The organism is Methyloversatilis sp., assembly GCF_030696805.1.
Lineage (GTDB): Bacteria > Pseudomonadota > Gammaproteobacteria > Burkholderiales > Rhodocyclaceae > Methyloversatilis.
This window is the reverse complement of the sequence record NZ_JAUYRO010000044.1, coordinates 19,309-41,275: the sequence shown is the minus strand read 5'-3', so window position 1 is coordinate 41,275 and position 21,967 is coordinate 19,309. Positions and strand designations below refer to the sequence as shown.

The 21,967-nt window shown below is 65.1% G+C and carries 17 protein-coding genes; 12 read left to right on the top strand and 5 right to left on the bottom strand.

Annotation, left to right across the window (positions count from 1 at the left end; translation table 11 throughout):
• Positions 1-14: 14 nt before the first annotated feature.
• A complete protein-coding gene (locus Q8R75_RS08010; protein WP_305613373.1) occupies positions 15-926 on the bottom strand; it encodes a sensor domain-containing diguanylate cyclase in 912 nt (303 codons plus the stop codon).
• Entirely contained in the window at positions 923-1,756 is an 834-nt protein-coding gene (locus Q8R75_RS08005; RefSeq protein WP_305613372.1) for an EAL domain-containing protein, read from the bottom strand. The genes Q8R75_RS08010 and Q8R75_RS08005 overlap by 4 nt, the downstream gene beginning before the upstream one ends.
• A 461-nt stretch (positions 1,757-2,217) precedes the next feature.
• On the opposite strand from Q8R75_RS08005, the gene Q8R75_RS08000 reads away from it, so the two are divergent.
• From Q8R75_RS08000 to Q8R75_RS07975, 6 genes are all read left to right on the top strand, one after another.
• On the top strand, positions 2,218-7,887 hold the full coding sequence (locus Q8R75_RS08000) for a PAS domain-containing protein (protein WP_305613371.1): 5,670 nt from the start codon (positions 2,218-2,220) through the stop codon (positions 7,885-7,887).
• On the top strand, positions 7,884-9,080 hold the full coding sequence (locus Q8R75_RS07995; RefSeq protein WP_305613370.1) for an EAL domain-containing response regulator: 1,197 nt from the start codon (positions 7,884-7,886) through the stop codon (positions 9,078-9,080). Before Q8R75_RS08000 ends, Q8R75_RS07995 begins: the two co-directional genes overlap by 4 nt.
• Entirely contained in the window at positions 9,077-10,264 is a 1,188-nt protein-coding gene (locus Q8R75_RS07990) for a response regulator (RefSeq protein WP_305613369.1), read from the top strand. The genes Q8R75_RS07995 and Q8R75_RS07990 overlap by 4 nt, the downstream gene beginning before the upstream one ends.
• 556 nt (positions 10,265-10,820) lie before the next feature.
• Entirely contained in the window at positions 10,821-11,558 is a 738-nt protein-coding gene (locus Q8R75_RS07985) for an SDR family oxidoreductase (RefSeq protein WP_305613397.1), read from the top strand.
• 81 nt (positions 11,559-11,639) lie between these two features.
• A complete protein-coding gene (locus tag Q8R75_RS07980) occupies positions 11,640-12,170 on the top strand; it encodes a DUF1993 family protein (RefSeq protein WP_305613368.1) in 531 nt (176 codons plus the stop codon).
• Positions 12,171-12,241: 71 nt separating this feature from the next.
• Positions 12,242-13,060: a M90 family metallopeptidase gene (locus tag Q8R75_RS07975; protein ID WP_305613367.1), complete on the top strand. Its 819-nt coding sequence runs from the start codon at positions 12,242-12,244 to the stop codon at positions 13,058-13,060.
• Positions 13,061-13,074: 14 nt separating this feature from the next.
• Here the strand turns inward: Q8R75_RS07975 and Q8R75_RS07970 are convergent, their stop codons facing one another.
• Positions 13,075-13,806, bottom strand: a complete 732-nt coding sequence (locus tag Q8R75_RS07970) for a HisA/HisF-related TIM barrel protein (RefSeq protein ID WP_305613366.1) — start codon at positions 13,804-13,806, stop codon at positions 13,075-13,077.
• 13 nt (positions 13,807-13,819) lie between these two features.
• Here Q8R75_RS07970 and Q8R75_RS07965 point away from each other — a divergent pair, with 13 nt between their 5' ends.
• From Q8R75_RS07965 to Q8R75_RS07955, 3 genes are all read left to right on the top strand, one after another.
• Positions 13,820-14,827, top strand: coding sequence for an ATP-grasp domain-containing protein (locus Q8R75_RS07965; RefSeq protein WP_305626138.1), 1,008 nt, complete (start codon positions 13,820-13,822; stop codon positions 14,825-14,827).
• Positions 14,817-15,854: a hydantoinase/oxoprolinase family protein gene (locus tag Q8R75_RS07960; RefSeq protein ID WP_305612429.1), complete on the top strand. Its 1,038-nt coding sequence runs from the start codon at positions 14,817-14,819 to the stop codon at positions 15,852-15,854. The genes Q8R75_RS07965 and Q8R75_RS07960 overlap by 11 nt, the downstream gene beginning before the upstream one ends.
• A 193-nt stretch (positions 15,855-16,047) precedes the next feature.
• Entirely contained in the window at positions 16,048-16,662 is a 615-nt protein-coding gene (locus Q8R75_RS07955; RefSeq protein WP_305612427.1) for an aspartate/glutamate/uridylate kinase, read from the top strand.
• Positions 16,663-16,697: 35 nt separating this feature from the next.
• On the opposite strand, the gene Q8R75_RS07950 is transcribed toward Q8R75_RS07955, so the two are convergent.
• Positions 16,698-17,615, bottom strand: a complete 918-nt coding sequence (locus Q8R75_RS07950) for an HDOD domain-containing protein (protein WP_305612426.1) — start codon at positions 17,613-17,615, stop codon at positions 16,698-16,700.
• Positions 17,616-18,091: 476 nt separating this feature from the next.
• On the opposite strand from Q8R75_RS07950, the gene Q8R75_RS07945 reads away from it, so the two are divergent.
• The 3 genes from Q8R75_RS07945 to Q8R75_RS07935 all read left to right on the top strand — a co-directional run bounded on the left by Q8R75_RS07945 (position 18,092) and on the right by Q8R75_RS07935 (position 21,082).
• Entirely contained in the window at positions 18,092-19,588 is a 1,497-nt protein-coding gene (locus Q8R75_RS07945) for a diguanylate cyclase (RefSeq protein ID WP_305612425.1), read from the top strand.
• Between the two features lie 214 nt (positions 19,589-19,802).
• Complete coding sequence (locus tag Q8R75_RS07940) at positions 19,803-20,483, top strand: PEP-CTERM sorting domain-containing protein (protein ID WP_305612424.1); 681 nt, start codon at positions 19,803-19,805, stop codon at positions 20,481-20,483.
• A 227-nt stretch (positions 20,484-20,710) separates the two neighbouring features.
• Entirely contained in the window at positions 20,711-21,082 is a 372-nt protein-coding gene (locus tag Q8R75_RS07935) for a hypothetical protein (protein WP_305612423.1), read from the top strand.
• A gap of 19 nt (positions 21,083-21,101) precedes the next feature.
• Here the strand turns inward: Q8R75_RS07935 and Q8R75_RS07930 are convergent, their stop codons facing one another.
• The gene (locus tag Q8R75_RS07930; protein ID WP_305612421.1) at positions 21,102-21,908 is read right to left on the bottom strand and encodes an NYN domain-containing protein; all 807 of its coding nucleotides are present in this window, start codon (positions 21,906-21,908) and stop codon (positions 21,102-21,104) included.
• Positions 21,909-21,967 lie beyond the last annotated feature (59 nt).

Genomic DNA, 21,967 nt, shown 5'->3' with positions numbered 1-21,967 from the left:
GCACGCCGTTCTGGTCAGACGAAGACGTAGCGGTTGCGGCCGCGGTTCTTCGCCGAGTAGAGCGCACGATCGGTGCGTCGGAACAAGGTCTCGGGACAGTCGTCGGGCCGTACCGAAGTCACACCGGCGGAGAACGTGTAAGCCGGCAACCCTGATGGCACGGATTCGGGCGCCTGCAGCCGGTTCAACAGCATGGCGACGCCGGAAATCTGCATGTCGGGCATGATCAGCAGGAATTCCTCGCCGCCGATACGGGCTGCGACATCGCTGGCGCGGATGCCGCTGCGCAGGCGCTCGGCGAAATCGCGCAGCACCTGGTCACCGACGTCATGTCCGTGCAGATCGTTGCAGGCCTTGAAGTGATCGATGTCGATCATGACCAGAATCAGCGTCATGCTCCCCATGACCGATGCCGCCACCGCCGCCTGCAGGTGCTCGAACGCATAGCGCCGGTTGTACAGGCCGGTCAGCGCATCGCGCTGCGACACATGCAATGCATGATCGTAATTCTGCTGCAGCACGACCTCGCGCCGTTTCAGGTCGGAAATGTCACTGGCCAGCGTCAGCACACCGCCGCCGGCGTCGATGGTTTCGACCACCCACACCCAGCGCCCGTCGGTCAGATCGGATTCGAAACTGCGCGTCGGCCGGCTGCGCCGGCGCAACTGCACGGCGGATATCCAGCCGTCGATGTCGTCGGTGTCGATCAGCACGCCCTGCCGCGTGGCGTGGCAGTTGCGCATCATGTCTTCCCAGCTCGGGTGGTCCGCCGCACGGACGTTGTAGCTCGACTCGAACCAGCGGTTGGCATAGCGCAGCACGTCGTCTGCATCAAACCACGCGATGCCGGCTGCAGCGTGGTCGAACACACCGCCCGGATCGAGCGCAGCCGTGAAGCCGGCATGTGCTGCGACAGATCGGTTCATTCAGGGGAAATGCGATCGGAGGCGCGTCTGCGTGGCGGCAGCACGCGTGACGGATCTGGCCACGCGAGCGGGTCCACGGTGGCAATGGAATTGAAGGCCGCTTTTGCGAACAGCCAGCCCTGCATCAGCCGCACACCGGAGTCGATCAGCACATCGCGCTCGGCCACGGTTTCGACGCCCTCGGCGATGACGGCAATACCCAGCTCCTCGCAGGTGCGCAGCACGCCGCGCACGATGGCGCGGCTCGCACGACGCTGGTCGATGTTGCGGATCAGTTCCATGTCGATCTTGATGTAATCCGGCTGGAACAGCGCAAGCAGGTTCAGGCCGGAATAACCCGCCCCGAAATCATCAATGGCGGTCTTGAATCCAAGACGCTGGTATTCGGTGAAGATTTCGCTCAGCCAGCGCGCATCGCCGACCCGTTCGCCTTCGGTTGCCTCGAACAGGATCTGCTCGACCGGAAAGTTGAAGTCGCGCGCGGCATCGAGCGTCGCACGAATGCACACTTCGGGGCGGTAGATCGCGTTGGGCAGGAAATTGATCGACAGCAGCTCGGACATGCCCAGGCGGGCAGCGCCCTCTATGGCCGTGCGGCGGCAGATCTGGTCGAACCAGTAGCGGTTCTTGTCATCGACCTTGTCGAGCACCGATGCCGCACCTTCGCCGGCCGGGCCGCGCACCAGAGCCTCGTGGGCAAATATCGTCCGAGCAATGACGTCGACGATCGGCTGGTAGGCGAAGGAAAGCTGGAACTGGGAGTCCGCGGGCGACTTGCAGCCTGAACAGCCGGTGGTTCCGGGTTGGATATCGGTGATGGAGCGGGTCATGGCCAGATTGATCGGAACGGTTTTATACGTCGTCTTAACGGGTTTCGGCACCGGAACTTGATCGCGTTCGACGCTCGAAGTTCGTGTTCAGGATTTTCTGCAGCGCCATTTCAGCGCGGCCGCACCGACTGCCTCACACACAACACACACTGCAGCCGAACCTGCACGCCAGCGTTCAGAGCGATGGTCCCGGTGCCGCACAAGACTTTGGGTATTCGGCAAGACGCGGCCTGCACATATTGCACGCTTGATCCATCCGGTCGATCATGACCGAGCAGGTAGGTGAAAGTGGGCGATGTGCGATCGGTTCTGAAACAGATGGATACAAAATGCATCGTGTTCTCCGGTTGCCAGGCGATCCGACCGTCCACAATCAACTATCAGTGCGCAAGCTGAAATGCGCGGCTTCCTTTGCTGCGCCCTAACGGTTGAAGCCGGCCACAAGGAGCTTGAACGCAATCATGCAAGCCCCGCTGCCTGCAAACGAGGCGAGTCGCCTCGCCGCCCTGGCCGAGTTCGACATCCTCGATACCCCGGCCGAACAGTCGTTCGATGCGATCACCCGTCTGACGGCAGACATCTGCGCCATGCCGGTCGCCCTCGTTTCGCTGGTGGCTGGCGATCGGCAATGGTTCAAATCGGCAGTCGGCACCGATATCGATCAGACGCCGCGTTCCGTGTCTTTCTGCGCGCATGCGCTCGATTCGACGAGCACGCTCGAAGTCGAAGACGCACTTGCCGACCCCCGCTTTGCCGACAACCCGCTCGTGACGAGCGGGTTGAAGATTCGCGCCTACGCGGGTGCGCCGCTGGTGACGCCAGGTGGAGAAGTACTGGGCACGCTGTGCGTGATCGACTGGGTGCCGCGGCGGCTCGACGCGTTGCAGCGCCAGGCGCTACGAACGCTGGCCGATCAGGTAATGACGCAGCTACAGCTCCGCCGGCAGCTGCAGCTGCGTGCGCGAACCGAGGCGGCGCTGCACGAGAGCGAGGAACGCTGGCAGTTCGCACTGGCTGGTAACGCCCAGGGCGTATGGGACTGGAATATCGAAACAGGTGAGGTGTTCTACTCCGAGCGGTGGAGCACGATCCTTGACCACCTGTCGTCGGAAATCGCTCCTGCACCCGAGGCATGGTCGTCACGCGTGCATCCGGACGATCTGGCGTCGGCGATTGCGCAACGGCGGGCGCTGCAGAACGGGTCGGCGCCTACGTATAAAGCCGAGTACCGCATGCGTTCGCGTGACGGCCATTACATCTGGGTGCTCGACCGCGGCATGGTTGCCACCCGGGATCGCAACGGTCAGGCGCTGCGCATGGTCGGCACCCACTCCGATATCACCGCCCGCAAAACCGCGCAGCATCAGACTGAACGCATGGCGGCGCTGCTTGATGAAGCACAGGCCATCGCCGCAATGGGCAGCTGGGAATTCGATCTCGACAGCAAGGTACTGACCTGGTCAGCACAGACCTGCCTGCTGTTCGGCACTGCCCCAAAAGACTTCCGCTGCACATTCGACGAATTTCTTTCGTACATCGTGCCGGAAGATCGCGGTACCGTCGCCGCATGCATCTATGAGCAAACGCTTGCCGGGAGCATCGTCGAGAACACGTACCGAATACGGCGCCCGAACGGCGAAATCCGATGGATGTACGAGCGTGGCAAGGTGGTGTTCGATGGCGACGGCCAACCGCGGCGGCGCCTCGGCATGGTGATGGATACCACCGAGCGGGAACTGGCCCGCGAGGCGCTGGCGTCGACCGAAAAGAGCTTCCGCAAGGTGTTCGAGGACGCCGCGACCGGCATCGCGATCACGACGCCAGACGGGCGTTTCGTCGCGACCAATGCAGCCTATCGCCGCATGCTCGGTTACCCGGAAGACGAGTTGCTGGCGTGCACCCTGTGGTCGATCACGCATCCGGATGATCTTGCAGACGTTCGCGCCTTGATCAGCCAGTTGCAGGTCGGTCAACGTGACAGCTTCGTCATGGAAAAACGCGACCTTGCGTCGAACGGCCGTACTGTCTGGTGTCGCATGAGCGTGTCGATGCAACGCGATACAGCGGGTGTGCCACACAGCATGATCGGCGTGTGCGAAGACATCACGCAGCAGAAAGAGGCCGAATCACGCCTGATGCAAACCGAGGCGCTGCTTGCCATGGCCTCGCGCGTCAGCCACCTCGGCGCCTGGATCATCAGGTCGCCGGATCACGCGATGATCTGGTCGGATGAAGTCAGACGCATCCACGGCCTGCACCCGGACGAGACGCCCAGCCTCGATCAGGCACTGCAGTTCTACATCCCCGAACACCGTCCTCTGGTCAGCACGGCGATCACCGAATGCCTGAACTCCGGCGCGCCATTCGACCTTGAAGTGCAGATCGTGACCGCTGCCGGGCAGCGGCGTTGGGTGCGCACGACCGGCGAAGCGGTTCGCAACGCAGCCGGCGGAATCGTGCAGCTCCAGGGCGCGCTCCAGGACGTGTCCGGGCGCAAGGATGCTGAGCACGCGCTGCAGGAAAGCCGGCGCGAACTGCTGACGCTGATGGCCAATCTGCCCGGCATGGTCTATCGCTGCCTGGCAGACGACGAACGGACGATGGAATTCGTCAGCGAAGGAGTCGTCGATCTGACCGGTTACAGACCGGACGAACTGATGGGCGACGGCGCCACCCACTACGCGTCGCTGATTCATCCCGACGATCGCGCCGGCGTCAGGCGCGCCTTGCTGGCCGCGATACAGGCTGGTCGTCCGTTCGAACTGAGCTATCGAATCATCGCGCGGGACGGCAGAGAACGCTGGATGTGGGAGCGCGGACAAGGCGTATTCAACCCGGAAGACAACCGGACCACCATCGAAGGGGTCATTTCCGACGTGTCTCAGCGGCGCAAGGACGAAGAGCAACTGCGTCTGCTCGAAACCTGTGTTGCCCACATGGGCGACATCATCGTGATTACCGAAGCGGAGCCGATCGACGCGCCGGACGGGCCGCGTATCCTGTTCGTCAACGATGCGTTCGAGCGGGTGACCGGCTATTCGCGCGAGGAAGCCATCGGCCGGACACCGCGCTTCCTGCAGGGGCCGGCGACCCAGCCGGAGGCGCTGGCCCGTTTGCGCAAGGCATTGGGCGAGTGGCAACCGGTCCGCGAAGAGCTGATCAACTACAGAAAATCGGGTGAATTGCTGTGGCTGGAACTGGAGATCGTCCCGATCGCCAACGACAAGGGCCGGTACACGCACTGGGTCGCGATCGAGCGTGACATCACCGAGCGCAAGCGGGCGGAGCAGGCTCTGCGCGACAGCGAAGACCGCTTCCGCCGGTTGTCTCGTGCGACCAATGACGCGATCTGGGACTGGGACCTGCTGTACAACACGCTGTGGTGGAACGACGGGCTTGAAACACTGTTCGGCTATGACCGGACGAAGGTGGAGCCAACCATCGAATCGCGCATTTCACGCATCCATTCAGCCGATGTGGCGCGCGTGATGGAAAGCATGACCCGCGTCATCGATGACGGCAGCGAGCAGTGGTCCGACAGCTATCGCTTCCGGCGCAGCGACGGCAGCTACGCCTACGTGATAGACCGCGCTTACGTGATCCGTGACCCCGACGGTTTTCCGAAACGCATGCTGGGCGGCATGACCGATATCACCGATCGCAGGCAGGCCGAGGAAGAACTGCGTACCGTCGCCAGCCGGCTTCAGCACTACCTCGCCGTCAGTCCGGGCGTGACCTACGCGCTGGCCGTGCAGGGAAACCGCGTGGTGCCCGAATGGGTCAGCGACAATATCGAGTGGCTGTTCGGCTACCTGCCGGAACAGACCATGGCACGGGACTGGTGGGTTTCGAATGTCCATCCGGACGACCTCGGAGGCGCGCTGCCCCGGGTGCGCGAAGCACTCACGCAGGGCCATGTCATCCACGAGTATCGCTTCCGCACGCGGAACGGCGACTGGATCTGGATCAACGACCATATGCGGGTCGAACGTGATTCGTCCGACGTGCCGATCCGCATCGTCGGCAAGTGGTCCGACGTGACACAACGCCGGGAGGCCGAGCAGGAACTGACGCGATACAAGACCCGGCTGGAAGAGCTGGTGCTGTCCCGCACCGCCCTGCTCGAAGAGGCGCAGCGGCAGGCCGAAGCGGCCAACCAGGCCAAAAGCGTATTCCTGGCCAATATGAGCCACGAGATCCGCACACCGATGAACGGCGTGCTCGGCATGCTCGAAGTGCTGGCGCACAGCCCGCTTTCGCCAAAGCAGGAAGACATGGTGCGTACCGCTCGCGAATCCGGCCGCATCCTGCTGGGCCTGATCGACGATGTACTGGATTTCTCGAAGATCGAAGCCGGACGCCTGGACATTGCTTACGAACCGGTCACGGTGTCGGATCTTGCCGAGAACCTGTGTGACGCCCTGCTTCCGGTGGCTGAGGGCGTCATGGTCGATCTCAGTGTATTCGTCGATCCGGACATTCCATCGCAGGTGCTGACCGATTCGGTACGCCTGCGCCAGATTCTGTACAACCTGGTCGGTAATGCGATCAAGTTCTCCGGCGGCCGCAAGCACATGCGTGGCCGGGTGAGCCTGAACGTCGAAGTGGTTTCCAGCGATCCGCTCCGCCTCACCTTCAGCATCCGGGACAATGGCATCGGCATGCCGGAAGAGACGATCGTCAGATTGTTCACGCCATTCCTGCAGGGCGAAGGTTCCGCCACACGCCGCTTCGGCGGCACCGGGCTTGGCCTGAGCATCTGCCGGCGGCTGGTCGAACTGATGGGGGGCACCATCGCGGTCTCGAGTGCGCCGGGCGAGGGCTCGCTGTTCACGGTCGAGTTGCCGTTCGTGGCGGCGGACGAACAGACTCCGCACACGCTGTCCGACCTGTCAGGCGTGTCATGCATCGTGCTGGACGACGCGCTGTTTCCGGCGCTTCTGCGGCGCTATCTTTCGCACGCTGGTGCTTCGGTTCATTCGGTTGCCAGCGCTGACGAGGCGGCGATGCGCGCCGTCGGATGCACGCCACCCGTGGTGCTCATCCGCAGCGCCAACGCGCGTAACCGGACATCGGCGCTGGACAGCCTGGACGAATTGCAGCATGTGCTGATCACGCACGGCAGACGCAGGCGGCCGCGCATCGCCGGCGTGGACGCGGTCAGCCTTGACGGAGGCGTCCTGCGCCGCGCTGCGCTGTTGCGTGCGGTCGCGATTGCTGCGGGGCGCGCGTCGCCCGACATTGTCAGCGAGTGGACTGCACGCGAAACATTCGACGCGATTGCACCGCTTTCCATCGTGGACGCCCGGGCAAGAGGCGAGCTGATACTGGTTGCCGAAGACGATGCCATCAACCAGAAGGTCATCCTGCAGCAGCTCGAGCTGCTCGGTCGCACGGCCGAGGTGGCCAGCAACGGAAGAGAGGCTTTCAGAATGTGGGCGACCGGCCGTTATGCGCTGCTGCTGACTGATGTGCACATGCCTGAAATGGACGGCTACGCGCTGTTGCGCGCCATCCGTGCCGAAGAGGCTGCATGTGCGGGCGACATGGCGTCATTCCGGAGGCCGCTGCCGATCATTGCGCTGACCGCGAATGCACTGCGCAGTGCCGCAGCGCAGGCGCGTAGCGAAGGATTTGACGACTACCTGACCAAACCGCTTGCTCTCGACATGCTGAAGGCGACGCTCGAACAGTGGATGCCGGATTCGGAACTTGAACCGGACCGGGGTTGCGACACGGGTGCACAGGGCAACAGCGAAATATTCGACCCGGTTGAAATGCGGCGTTTCCTGGGCAACAAGGAAAAGACCATCCGTGACCTGCTGCAGCTTTTTGTCGAACGCGCCGGGCAGCAGTGTCGGGAACTGCAACACCACTGCACCAGCGGTGACGCAAACTCGGTGGCGAACGTCGCACACAAATTGAAGTCGTCATCGCGTTCAGTCGGCGCCATGAAGCTGGCCGGGTACTGCACGGATATCGAGCAGGCGGCCCGGGCGGGCGGGACAGCACATCTCGCGGAGCAGTTGGAGCGGCTGGACAATATCTACGACCGCACGGACGCAGCAATACGCCGCTATCTCGCAGGTGCCGTTACTCATCAGCACGACCGCACGGAGCCGCTGAATTGAACGTACTGATCATCGATGACGACCCGTTCGCACTGACGCTGCTTTCTCAGCAGCTCAACGAGTTGGGAGTTCGAGGCGTGCAGACCTGCGACAGCGCAGATATGGCGCTGAACCGTCTTGCCGATCCTGATGAGCGATTCGACGCGCTTTTCTGTGACCTGAACATGCCGGGCATGGATGGCATCGAGTTCCTGAGGCACCTCGCGCGAAGCGATTATTGCGGTGGCCTCGTGCTGATCAGCGGCGAAGACCAGCGCATCCTCGATACGGTCGGCCGACTGGCCAGCGCGCGTGCGCTGAAGCTGTGGGGTGCGCTGCACAAGCCGTTCGGGCTGGATGCCCTCAAAGCGGTGCTCGATTCTGCCCTGACAAATTCCGGCGAAACCCGCGCGAGCGCACAGCGCGCGCTCTATCCGGCGGATGCGCTGCTGCAGGCAATCGACGACGGTCAGCTCGTCAATCACTACCAACCCAAGGTTGAATTCGCAACCGCCAGCGTAGTCGGGGTCGAAACCCTTGTGCGCTGGAAACATCCGGCCGACGGTCTCGTCTTTCCGGACCAGTTCATCGGCACCGCGGAAGCGCACGGCCTGATTGACCGACTGACCCATGCAGTGCTGTCCCGGGCGCTGTGTGATGCAGCGCATTGGAACGGTCTCGGCCAGACAATGCGCGTGGCCGTGAATGTATCAATGGACAATCTCGTCGCACTCGACTTTCCGGACGAAGTCGCGCGCGCTGCGCACATTGCAGGGGTGCCGATTTCGCAGCTGGTACTCGAAGTGACCGAGAGCCAGCTGATGCGTGACCCGCTGGCGCTGCTCGACATCGTGGCGCGACTGCGCCTCAAACGCATCGGCCTGTCGATTGACGATTTCGGCACCGGGTTTTCTTCGCTTGCGCAGTTGCGCGACATACCTTTCGACGAACTTAAACTGGACCGCAGTTTCGTGCACGGTGCCGGCACCAGCACATCGATGGTGGCCATCCTGCGCGCCAATCTGGGCATGGCCCGCCAACTGGGGCTGCGCACCGTCGCCGAAGGCGTCGAGACCCGCGCGGACTGGGACTGCCTGCGCCAGCTCGGCTGCGACATTGCACAGGGTTATTTCATCGCCCGTCCGATGCCGGCCGAACGTCTGCCCGAGTGGCTGGACGCCTGGGGCATACGTCGCCTGGAACTGGTGTCGTGAAAAAGCTGGCCGACACCGCGCGCATTCTGGTCGCCAGCGATGTGGTCAGCGATGCCGAACTCGTGCGCAAGCTGCTGCGTGATGAATTCGAAAAGATTTCGCTGTCGACCGACGCCGATCGGTCGGTCGAAGACTTCGAGCGCTTCAAGCCCGACGTGCTGGTGCTGGCGTTCAATTCGCTGGAAAAAGCCGAACGGTATTACCTCGGTCTCTACCGTCTCAGCACAGCCGTGCATGGCTTGCCGCACCGAACCGTCATCCTGTGCAACAAGGACGACCTGAAGCGCGTTTATGAGCTGTGCAAGCGCGAGTATTTCGACGACTACATCCTGTTCTGGCCGCTGACGCATGACGCGCCACGTCTGCCGATGGCGGTCTTTCACGCCCTGCGACAGATGAACGTCGAGCGCTCGATGCCGGCCAGCATGACGCAGCTTGCCGCCCAGGCAAGACGAATTGCCGAGCTGGAGAGCGCGCTGGCGCAGTACATGGCGCGCGGACACGACAGGGTGGACACGGTGCACCGCACATTGCGCGACGCAGAGCACCATATCGGCGCAGCCCTTGAAGAGTTTTCCCGCAGTCTGAGCCAGAGCAGCAGTGTCGAAGTGAAGGACAGGGCGCGCTTCGAACAGGCGTTCGACCAGTTGCGCATCAGGTACATCGAACCCGAGCTGAAGAACGCCACGGATGCCGTCGAACCCGTGCGGGCCTGGGCAGGCGACTTCGCCCACGCGCTGTCGCCCCAGATCGAATCGGCCCGCTCGCTGCAAAAGCTCGCAGAGCAGTTCAGACCGGTGGTGCTGATCGTCGACGACGACGAATTCCAGCGCAGGCTGCTCGGTGAATTTCTGTCTGCGGAGAACCTGCAGCCCCTCTTTGCCGCATCCGGAATCGAAGCCATTGGCATTCTGCGCAAGCACCGGCCCGACATCATCCTGATGGATTTCGATCTACCCGGGCTCAACGGCGTCGAAGCAACGCGGCGGATCAGATCGGTGGAACAGTTTGCGGATATTCCGGTGCTCATCATCACGGGCCACAGCGAACGCAACATCGTCATCGAAAGCCGGAACGCGGGCGCATCCGGTTTCGTCGTCAAACCCGTCGACAAGGTCCGTCTGCTCGACAAGATACAACGCACATTGCAGACCGCCAGCGAGCGTCGGTCTGCAACGCCATAGCGTCCGAACGATCAGCCCTCAATGGCCTTGATCGAGGCCGTCCTGCGGCCTGTCGGACAACAGGTCGATCACGCGCCCCCGGGGTTGAACGGTTATCTCCGGCGGGTCCATCAAGGCCGGCAACGTGTGCACATCCCGTGTGCCCGACAAAGCTGCATTGGGTGCTGTGGCCCTTGCCAGCGTGTTGGCCTGGTGGGCACATTGCCGGGGTTCGACTGCGGTGCGCAAAGTCGGGGACAATCTGGCCGGACTGCCCATACTGGCGGAGCAGATGCGCACACAGGACGAAGCCGTTCGCGCGGCGACGCGTGCGGCCCGGCCGTTGCAGATCCAGTACCGCGAAGGCCCGGTCAGCTTTGTCGACGTGATCGACGCGGACCGCAGCGTGCTGCTGCGGCGGCGGATCGCGTCGCAGCTCGAAGGCGAACGCGCGCGCGCCGCCACCGGTCTCATCCGTGCGCTCGGCGCAGACTGGCCCCCCGGCCTCCGCCATCCATACATCCGACGCAGGGCCGGTCCAGCCCCTGCATGCTCGACATCCTTGAGGAGATCCATCATGACCGTCACCCGTAAAGTCGCCTTCATTACCGGCGCCAATCGCGGTCTGGGCCTGGAAACCGCGCGCGGCCTCGGCCAGCTCGGCATCGAAGTCGTGCTCGGCGTACGCAACGCCGAACGCGCGGAAGAAGCCGTCGCCGCGCTGCGCGCCGATGGCATCACGGCCAGCGCAATCGCGTTCGACGCGAAGAAACCGGCGACTTACCAGAACGCCTATGACCACATCGCGCACCACTACGGCCAGCTCGACATCCTGGTCAACAACGCCGGCATCGCGCTGGAAGACCTGTTCGCACCGAATGCCAGCAGCGTGACGCCGGCCGTGCTGCGTGAAACCTTCGACGTCAATTTCTTCGCCGTCGTCGAACTGACCCAGTTGCTGCTGCCGTTGATCCGCCTGTCGCCGGAAGGTCGCATCGTCAACCTGTCGAGCATTCTCGGCTCGCTCACGCTGCAGAGCGACCCCAAGTCGCCGATCGCAGCCGCCAAGGCCTTTGCCTACAACGCCTCGAAAACCGCGCTCAATGCATTCACGGTGCATCTGGCCGCCGAACTGCGCGACACACCGATCAAGGTCAATTCGGCCCACCCGGGCTGGGTGAAGACCGACATGGGCGGTGAGAACGCGCCGATCGAAGTATCGGAGGGCGGCCGCACCAGCGTGCTGCTGGCAACCCTGCCCGCCGACGGTCCCACCGGCACTTTCACGCACGTCGGCGACGCGCTGCCCTGGTGAAGCAGGTGCAAGGGGCAAGGTACAGAACTCGAAGCCGCCCCCCTTGCACCTTGCACCTTGCACCTTCCCCCTGGAGCGATGATGACGATTTCCATGTATGAAACTTCGGTACCCGTTTTCGTGCGGGTGCTCCAGAACATGTCCGTGGTTCTTGAGAAGGCCGCGGCACACGCGGCCGCACGCAAGATCGATGAATCGGTGTTCATCCACGCGCGGCTGGCACCCGACATGTTCGCGCTGCCGCGTCAGGTGCAGATCGCAACCGACATCGTCAAGGGTGGCGCGGCGCGACTGGCCGGTGCCGAGGTCCCCCGCTGGGAAGACGATGAAGCGACCCTCGCCGAACTGCAGGCGCGCATCGCCAAGGCCATCGACTTCGTGCAGGGCTTCGGCGCGGCGCAGATCGACGGCAGCGAGGAACGCGACATCACGTTCCGGCTGGCCGGGCGCGACGCGCATTTCAAGGGCCTGCGCTACCTGCTCGATTTCGTGCTGCCCAATCTGTATTTCCACGCCACGACCACCTTCGCCATCCTGCGACACAACGGCGTCGAGATCGGCAAGATGGACTTTCTCGGCGCGGCGGTGCTGGGCGACGCGCCGCTCGCCTGAGGCGACGGCGTTGAAATGGCGGCGGCGCGACCCCAGCTTCTGCAAACCCCAACCGGTGAGACGGGCAAGACGTGCCGCTGCTTTTCTTCATCCTGCTGACGCTGATTCCGGCGGTGTGGCTGCTTGCCGAACCGCTGCGCATCGAATCGCGCCGCCGCTGGCTGCGCAGCCGGCCGTTCCCGCCGGCCTGGCGGGACATCCTGCGCCGACGCGTGCCACAGGTGCGGCGGCTGCCAGCCGACCTGCAACTGCAGTTGAAGAAGCACATCCAGGTGTTCGTGGCCGAAAAGACCTTTGTCGGCTGCGACGGACTGGACGTGACCGACGATATGCGGGTCACCATCGCCGCCCAGGCCTGCCTGCTGCTGTTGAACCGACGCAGCGGCTACTTCCCGGAACTGCGTGAAATCCTGATCTACCCGTCGGCTTTCGCGGTGCGGCGCCTGACCACCGACGCCGCCGGCGTCGTGCATGAGGGGCGTGCGGTCCATCTGGGCGAATCATCGTCGCGCGGGCATGTCGTGCTGTCGTGGGACGACGTCGTGCGCGGCGCCGCCGATGCGTCCGACGGCCACAACGTGGTCATCCACGAATTCGCGCATCAACTCGATCAGGAGAACGGCGACGCCAACGGCGCTCCGCCGATGGTGGGCCGCCATCGCGTCGAGCGCTGGACGCGCGTGTTCGACGCCGCCTACGCAAGTCTGCTCCGGCAGTTGCAGGCCGGCGCCGTGCCAACGCTCAATCCATACGGCGCAAGCAGTCCGGCCGAGTTTTTCGCGGTGGCGTCGGAAGCGTTCTTTGAGCGGCCGCAGCATCTGGCCGAAAGCTTTCCCGACATGTTCGGCGAGCTGAGCCGCTACTACCGGGTCAATCCGCTCAGCTGGTGATGAATGTGTGCGGCCTACAGCCGCCCATCGTGCAACGCGCTGGCCACCAGCACGGCCGTGACGCCGATGCCGTCGAGCGCGCGCAGGTCCTCGCGGTTGCGCACACCGCCGGCGGCAATGACATCCACGTCGGAGCGCATTGACTGCAGCGTACGGATCAGCTGCAGCGCCGGCCCGTCCTCAGCACCAACGCGCCCCAGTTCCATTGCGAGCACCCGGGCCGGCCATTCGACCGGGTCGTACGACCAGTCCGGGCCGAGCGGGACGCCGCGCCGGTAATCGAGCGACAGCACGGTATCGATGTGCGCGTTGCGGAATTTGCGCAGCGCGCCATAGCTGCGCATCGATTCGGTGCCGAACACCGGCGTCACGCCGGCCGCACGATGCAGCGCCAGCGCAGGCGTGGCATCGACATAGCCGCCATCGACCCACCACTCGACATCCGGGTGGCGCGCTGCCAGTTCGGCGATCAGCGTCGCGTGGTCGGGCTTGGCAACACGCTCGCCGCCGTCCTGGCGATCGCCCTTGCCATTGACCTTGCCAGCGCCCGGTCCACGAATGGCATCGATGTCGGCCACATAGACCTGACGCGCGCCGGTCGCCTCGATCAGCGCCTGCGCCACGTCATGCGGGTCGCAGCCATCAACCAGTGAAGACTGCAGCGGCTGGTAAGCTTGCCGGTCGCCACGGCGCGCATGCACGACCTGGCCGTTCATCAGGTCGATGACGGGAATGATTTGAGGCACCACGAATCCTTATATGAAGCGTCGAATTTTCGTGTTCGAGTTTATCACCGGCGGCGGGCTGGCCGGCCAGCCTGGGCTTCCGCCCTCGCTGCTGCGAGAAGGCCGGCTGATGCGCGATGCACTGCTGCGCGACGCAGCCGCGCTGCCCGATATCGACATCATCCTGCTGCATGACGCCCGCCTGCCACCGCCCGATTTCCCGGCACATCTGATTGCGGTCACCCCTGACCATGCCTTCGACGCCGGCTTTGAAGCGTCTTTCGACCACGCGCTCGACGCCGCCGACGCGGTGCTCATCGTCGCGCCGGAAACCGGTGGCGTGCTCGCTGCACTGACGTCCCGGGTCACGGGCGCCGGCAAAACACTGCTCGGCTGCAGCGCCGACACCTGCCGCATCGGCGCCTCCAAGTCGCTGACGGCGGAGCGACTGAGTGCGGCCGGTATCGCCGTGTTGCCGCACTTCACCGATGCCGCGACGCTGCCGGCGCTGCCCGGTCGCTGGGTCGTCAAGCCGGATGACGGCGCCGGCTGCGATGGCCTGCGGTTGTTCGACACCGTGCATCAGGCCGCGCAGGCGTTGCGCCCGGGCTTTGTTGCGCAGCCCTGGATGGCGGGCGAGGCGCGCAGCCTGAATCTGCTGTGCGCGCGTGGCGAAGCGGTGCTGCTGTCGATCAACCGTCAGCACCTCGCGATAGATGGCGAACAGGTGTCGCTCGTCGCATTGGCCGTTGGTGACGTGCCGATCGACGATATGTACAGGGCGTTGGCACGGCGCATCGCTGGCGCCCTGCCCGGCCTGCTCGGGCATGTCGGCGTCGACGTGCTGCACACCGCCGACGGCCCGATCGTGGTCGAACTGAACCCACGCCTGAGCACCTCGGCCTGCGCACTGCACGACACGCTGGGCTGCAACCTGCTCGCCGCCACGCTGGCCGCGGCCGACGGCGGCCCCCTGTGGCGTCCGGCCGGCGCCGCGCGGCCGCAGCGCATCGAACTGACGGAGGCCGTCGATGCCGTCTGACAGCTCGTTGACCGGCTGGGACATCGGCGGCGCGCACGTGAAGGCGGCGCGCGTCGAGCACGGCCGGGTCACCGGTGTCGTACAGATCGCCTGCCCGCTTTGGCAGGGGCTGGACAAGCTGGATGCAGCCGTCGTCCAGGCACGCGCTGCGCTCGGCAACACCACCCGTCACGCCATCACGATGACCGGCGAAATGGTCGACCTGTTCGATTCGCGTGCGGCCGGCGTGGTGGCTATCGTCGATCGGCTGGCTGCCGCGCTTCCGGGCGAGCTGCGCCTGTATGCCGGGCGCAGCGGCTGGGTTGCACCGACAGGCGCCGCCGCACGCGCCGACGACATCGCTTCAGCCAACTGGCTGGCCACTGCCGCCTGGGTCGCGAGCCGCTGCCCGCAGGCGCTGCTGGCCGACATCGGCAGCACCACGAGCGACCTCATCGTGATCAATCGCGGGGTGGCCAGCGCCAGCCGCAGTGATGCCGACCGGCTGATCAGCGGCGAGCTGGTGTATGCCGGTCTGGTTCGCACGCCGCTGATGGCGCTGGCCCCGGACATCGATTTCCGCGGCCGGCGGCACCGCCTGATGGCCGAACATTTCGCGACCACCGCTGACGTCTGGCGCCTGCTGGGCGAATTGCCGGAACACGCCGACCCGTATCCGGCCGCCGACGGTGGCGCAAAAACGCCGGAAGCCAGCGCCCGGCGCCTCGCCCGCATGATCGGCCGCGATGTCGATGAAGGATCGATGGCCGACTGGCGCTCGCTCGCCAACGCGTTCGCCGACGCCCAGCTCGCCACACTGCTCAACGCCAGCCGCGCACTGCCCGGCATCGCCGCCCTGCCCGCCGACGCACCGGTGGTGTGCGCCGGCGCCGGCTGCGCGATCGCCGCCCGCCTTGCTGCCACGCTCGGTCGCCGCTCCATCATGCTCGCCAGCCTGTTGGCCGACTGCGCCCCGTCCTGTGCTGACGATGCGACCACCTGCGCCCCGGCCGTCGCTGTCGCGCTGCTGGCCGAGCCTGCGCGATGAACTCGTCAGGCGATGGCGCGTTGGCGCCATTCGAGTCCGAGCCGCCCCTGTGGGTGTGGCCCCTTTGTGCGCGGCCTCTGTGGGAGCGGCGGCCCCGCCGCGATTGCACCGCGCTGGTCGCGTTGCAGCGTTCAAATCGCGGCGGGGCCGCCGCTCCCACAGTGGGCAGAGCCGGTCGCGGCAAGTGCCGGCCGTGGTGCGCCGCTTCCGGAGCAATCCGGGCGGGCTCGGCATGAACGCCCCGCTCGTCATCAAGCTCGGCGGCAGCCTGCTGAGTGACCCGGAAGACGGCCGGCTGCAGCGCTGGTGCGACTGGCTGGCCGGCGCGGGCGCGGGGCGCAACATCGTCGTGGCCGGCGGGGGTCCGTTTGCCGATGCGGTTCGAACCCATCAGGCGCTCTGGGGTTTTCAGGATGATGTCGCACACCGCATGGCGCTGCGCGCGATGGACCAGTACGCGCTGATGCTCGCGGGATCCCGTCCCGGTTTTGTCGCCACCGACGAGATCGCGCGGCTGTCCGACGTGTGTGCTGCCGGCCGCACCCCCGTGTGGATGCCCGCGCGCGAACTCGACGCCCGGCTCGACCTGCCGCGCGACTGGCGCGTCACCTCCGACAGTCTTGCCGCGTGGCTGACCCTCCAGCTTCGCCTGCCGCGCGTGCTGCTGGTGAAGTCGTGCGACATTCCCGAGGTGCCACTGACCGAACTGGCCCGACGCGGCATCGTGGATACCTGGCTGCCGACGTTCGCGGCAGAACACGGCATCGAGGTGCGCCTGGTCCAGGCGGACAGCCCGCTACCTGTGTAAGCCGCGCCGGTAAGCGCCGACGATCAAGACGCCCGTCAATCGGCGGCGGCACCCTCTGCCGCGACGCCACACAGCGCGGCGAATTCGCGTTCGATGTCCGGCAACAGCTCGGCGAAGCGCTCGCGCACCGGCTCCGGGCGCTGGCTCACGTGGCACACCCGGTCGCCGTACAGCTCGGTTGCGCCGCCGGCCAGTACGTTGGCGAGGAACACCACGTCGGCGACGGTGCGCGGTGAAACGGGCGCGGTGCGCGGCTGTTCATGGTCGCGCATCGCATCGATCAGCACCACCGGCAGGCCGAGCGATTGCAGCAGTGCCTCACCGATCGTTTCGTGCCATTCCAGAATGAGCGCCTCCACTCCGCCCTGATCGTGAGCGGCCTGAGGCTGACGGGCCAGCCGGTCGAGCAGGTAGAAGGCGCCGATATCGTGCAGCAGCGCCGCGGTCATCGCCTCGTCAGGGTCGATCGATGTCAGCCGCTGAGCCATGACGTACGCCGCGGCGGCGGTGCGCAGCGTGTGCAACCACAGACGGCGCGACAGCGCGTCGACGTGGGTCAGCTGGCGCGAACAACCGATCTGGCAGCCGGACAACGTGCTTGCGATGTGCCGGCTGCGTTCGCCGCCCAGCTGTGAGATCGCGTCACGCAGGCCGGTCACCGGGACGGCCGGACGCAGCCGGTTGGCGCGACGCAGCACCCGCGCGCACAGCAGCGGATCGACCCGCACCGCGCCGGCCAGCTGCTGCAGCGATGCATCCGGTGCGCGCAGCGTCTGGCGCACGCGCAGCAGCGCATCGAAGCAGATCGGAAAGATGACACCCGGCCGCAGTTCGCGTGCAATGTCGGCCAGCAGGTCGAACGCGTGCGTCGCCCCACTCGGCGCAACAGCGCCGAGTGGGGCGGGTGGCGCGGCAAGCGCAGCTGACAGGGCGTGTGTTGCGGCTCGGCTCACATCGGTCTCCAGGCAGACGGGCATCACGGTGCGGGACGGTCGCCCCGGCGGGCGAATCTTCCGGACTGGACGCTTCAACGTCTGATTACACACAAACGGCGTACGTGGATGCAGCAGACGGCAAGGCGAGGCGCCCGCCGGACATGGACGCCTGAAACAGTGACGTCCTCCGAATGACGATCATGCGCCGCGCCAGGGTCATGTGCGCGCGAAAAATCACGCCTTTCGATCAGCAGACGGCATGGCAAGCAGGAACGCCTGCGCGCCGGCACGTTTCCGGAAAGCTTGAGGTGCGAAAGGGGGTATCGATTCCCGCATCGGTCAGCCCTCTCGTCCATTGAACGTCGGGCATGGCGGTGGCCAGGTCACGGTGCGGCGCTAACTATTCACGGTAACTTTTTGTCGCTGCGCGCAACGCCGGCCGGCTGATCCGGCATGCTGGCGCGCCTGTCCACCGTGAACCACCGGAAGCCGACGTGACAAACACTCTGGATGCACTGCGCAGCCGCCCCGACTGGCGGGTCTTCATGCTGTTGCCGCTGCTGCACTTCGCCAGCGTCAAACTGACGTTCTCGACCGCGCTGTCGCCCGAGAACGAGGTCGTCATGTGGCTGCCGAACGCGGTGTTGCTCGCTGCGCTGCTGCACTACCGCGGCGAGCGCGCGGTAGTGCTCGCGCTGCTTGCGCTGGGTTCCGATGTGCTGGCCAACCTGCCGGTATTCCCGCTGTTGCAGGCAGTGCTGCTGAGCCTGTGCAATCTGGCCGAGGTCACGGTCACCTACCTGCTGATGCGCCGATTAGGTGCTTCGCCCGGGCTGGAGCGAATCGGCGACTTCGGCCGCTTCCTGCTCGCCGGGCCGCTGCTCGGTGCGCTCGGTTGTGCCCTGCTGGCCAGCGCAGTGCTCGTATTCACACGTGACAGCGTGAGCGCAAGTTACTCGACACTCGTGTTGCTATGGTGGTTCGGCGACGCGCTCGGTCTGCTCATCTGGACGCCACTGCTGCTCGCACTGCTGCAAACCGAGCGCGATCCCCCGGTACTGGGCTGGCGCGATACGGCGGTGTTCGTGTTCACCGGGCTGCTGGCCGGCACGATTTTCCTGCAGGAGCACGTTGCCGATGCGGATAGCCGGCTGGCACTGACGCCGCACCTGCTGCTGCTGCCAGTGCTCTACATCGCCGCGCGCTGCGGCCGCCGGCTCACCGCGCTGACCGTGGCAATGATTGCGCTGACCGCGGCGTGGTCGCAAACCACCGGATTCCGCCCCTTCGGCGACGCGACGCCGCACGAAATGATCCTGCGCGCGCAGGAGTACATCCTGACGCTGAGCATCATCGGCATGGGGCTCGCCATCCTGCTGGGCGAACAGCGCGCGCTGGCGCACGAGCTGGAAGACAAGGTGAACGAGCGCACCCGGGCACTTGAAGAGTCGAACCGCCGGCTGGCCGAGCTGAGCGCCACCGACAGCCTGACCGGTGTGGCCAACCGACGTTCCTTCGATACCACGCTGGCGCTGGAATGGGCGCGGGCGCGACGCAACGGAACGCCTCTGGCGCTGTGCATGCTCGATGTCGATCTGTTCAAGGACTACAACGACCATTACGGCCATCAGGCTGGCGACGACTGCCTGCGTCAGGTGGCCGAAGTGATTGGTCTGCATGTGCGACGCTCGACCGATCTGGTGGCCCGCTACGGTGGCGAGGAATTTGCCTTCATCAGACCGGATGTCGATGAGGCACAGGCGCTCGCCACGGCGCAGTCGGTCTGTGCGGCGCTGCGAGCGTGCGCGCAGCCGCACGAACGCTCGCCCTTTGCCGTGCTGACCGCCAGTATCGGCGTGGCCGTGATCGTGCCGGGCGAACACGACAGCCCGGACGCGCTGGTGCGCCGGGCCGATGCGGCGCTTTACGAGGCCAAGCGGCGCGGGCGCAACCAGGTCGTGCTGGCAGACGCGCCCGAGCTGCCGGCGTGACCCGCTCGGCTTGGCCGGACCGCGCCCGTAGCGACCCGACGGTCCTAATACCAAAGTCGTAATTTCTCTTGTCGAAGGGGTTTACAGCCCAATGCGGCCTGTCAAGATAAGCAAAGAAAAATCATGCGCTTAGCCGCTCGGTATGTTTTTTGCGTTCCGTTTACAAAAAATGCTCCACCCACAGGGAGGAGGTCAGATTCTCAGGAGATTCGCCATGTTCGTCCGCCGTACGCTCGTCGTGCTCGGCCTGCTGTCGCAGGCACTCATCGTCGCGCCCTCGAATGCCGCGCCGGTAAACTGGGTGAACTGGACCAGCGGCACGGCCGGCGCCAGCGGTTCGGCCACTGGCGTGCTGAATATCGGCGAATCGACGGTTGATGTCGATTACAGCGGTGAAATCGCGTTCATCCAGACGGCTGGCGGCATCAACTACTGGAACCCCTCGTCGCCCTACATCAGCGCCTTGGTCGACAATGCACCAGACACGACCGACATCATCGCGCTGTCGCGGGCCACATCGAAAACACTCTCCTTCTCGGTGCCGGTACAGGACCTCTTCTTTGCTGTGGTCAGCCTGAACGGCAACGGCTACCGTTTCGACCAGGATTTCGAGGTGGTCGGTTTCGGCGCGGGTTACTGGGGCAACGGCACGCTGAACCGTGCCGAGCTGGGCGGCGGCCAGTTCCAGCTCAACGGCACTGGCGAACCGCATGGCGTCATCCGTTTCACCGGTGCTGTCAGTTCGATCACCTGGACCAGTCTGACCAACGAGAACTGGAACGGCTTCACGGTGGGTACCTACGGCATCGCACCGCCGATACCGGAACCCGAAACCTGGATGCTGATGCTGGCAGGCCTGGGCATTGCGCTGCTGGCGGGGCTGCGCCGCCGCTGATCCGCGGGCGCGGACAGCTGCGTCGCTCGGCGGACCTCCCGGCAACCTCGTTGCGGCACATCCTTGTCGCAACGCCCGCGCCTTTCAAGTTCCAGTCTTCACTGCCTCGCCGGATCCGTCCGCAGCAGCGCGCGTGATCCGCTATCCTGACGCGCCAACCGGTCCCGCCTGCGCTGCAGAACGGCGGCCGGCCTTCCTTCCGCATCCGAAGTAGCCGAGGCCTTTTAGTGATCGAAGAGTTCCAGGGTTATCTGCTGTTTTTCCTGGGCGCCTGGTGGATCGCGCTGATCGCGCTGGTCGCCGGCGCATTCGGTGGCCGCCATTCGCAGCGCCTGGTGGCCAGCCCGCTCGTCATGGTCGTGATCTTCATCCAGGTATGGATCGTCGTCGCGCTGGCCAAGCTGGCATTCGGCTACGTCGGCTATCTGATGGAACTGGGCAAGAACGTGCAGGCCATCTATCCGGAATTCGTCATGCCGCTCGCGGCAGGCATCTATGTGGCGCGCCAGCTGCTGCGGCTGGACGCCCAGAAACACGGTCGACTGCGTGCCGATACCGGTCTGCCGCCGCCGCGACGGCGCATGCGTCGACCTTACTGACGCGCCCGCCAGCGAGGGCTCAGCGCAGGCGCACAACGTGGTCCAGCTCGCCCTTCTTCACTTCAACCACCGCGTCGAGTGACTTCAGCATGTCGGTGAAGTCGGTATAGCCGTGGTCCTTGACGTCGAAGGTGGCGTCGAGCCGCTTGATCATCGGCCAGATCGAAGCCTTGTTCACCCAGGGTTCGCCCTGGGCACCGGACAGCAGACGCACGGCGCGCCGCAGGATATCGGCCGCCGGGTCCGCCGGCAACGCGGCGGTTGCCTCGGCCGTCGACGCCTCGTCGGACGGGCTCTTGCCGATCAGATTTTCGTAATAGCGGAACTCGTGGCAGCTTTTCGCCCAGTGGCGATTGGTGGCCTTGCGCGTGCCGACGCCGATCAACGTGCGTCCGGCTGCCTTGATCTTCTGCGCGACCGGCATGAAATCGCTGTCGCCGCCGACGATGATGACCGTGCCGATGTGACCGAAGCGGCTGATGTCTTCGGTCGCGTCCAGACACAGCTTGATGTCGGCGCCGTTCTTGGCTGACGCACCCGGCGGAAACAGCTGGATCAGTTCGACCGCGCTCTGCAGCAGCACGTCGCGATAGCGGCCGAAGTACTGCCAGTTGCAATAGGCGCGGTTGATCGCAATCGGCCCGAACGATGCACCGAGGCCGACGATGGCATCGATGTCGACCAGCGGCTCCTGCACCTTGAAGCGGGAATCCGGCTTGGCGTAATGACCTTCGCCGTAGCGGTCCTCGACCAGACTGGCGTGCAGGTTCTCGAAATCCCAATATAGGGCGACCGACCGGTTTGGTTCGCTGTCACTGCGGCTCAATGTTTGCTCCCTGCGTGCTCGGATGGGGTCGCCATGATGCCTGCCGCCGCGCGTACGCG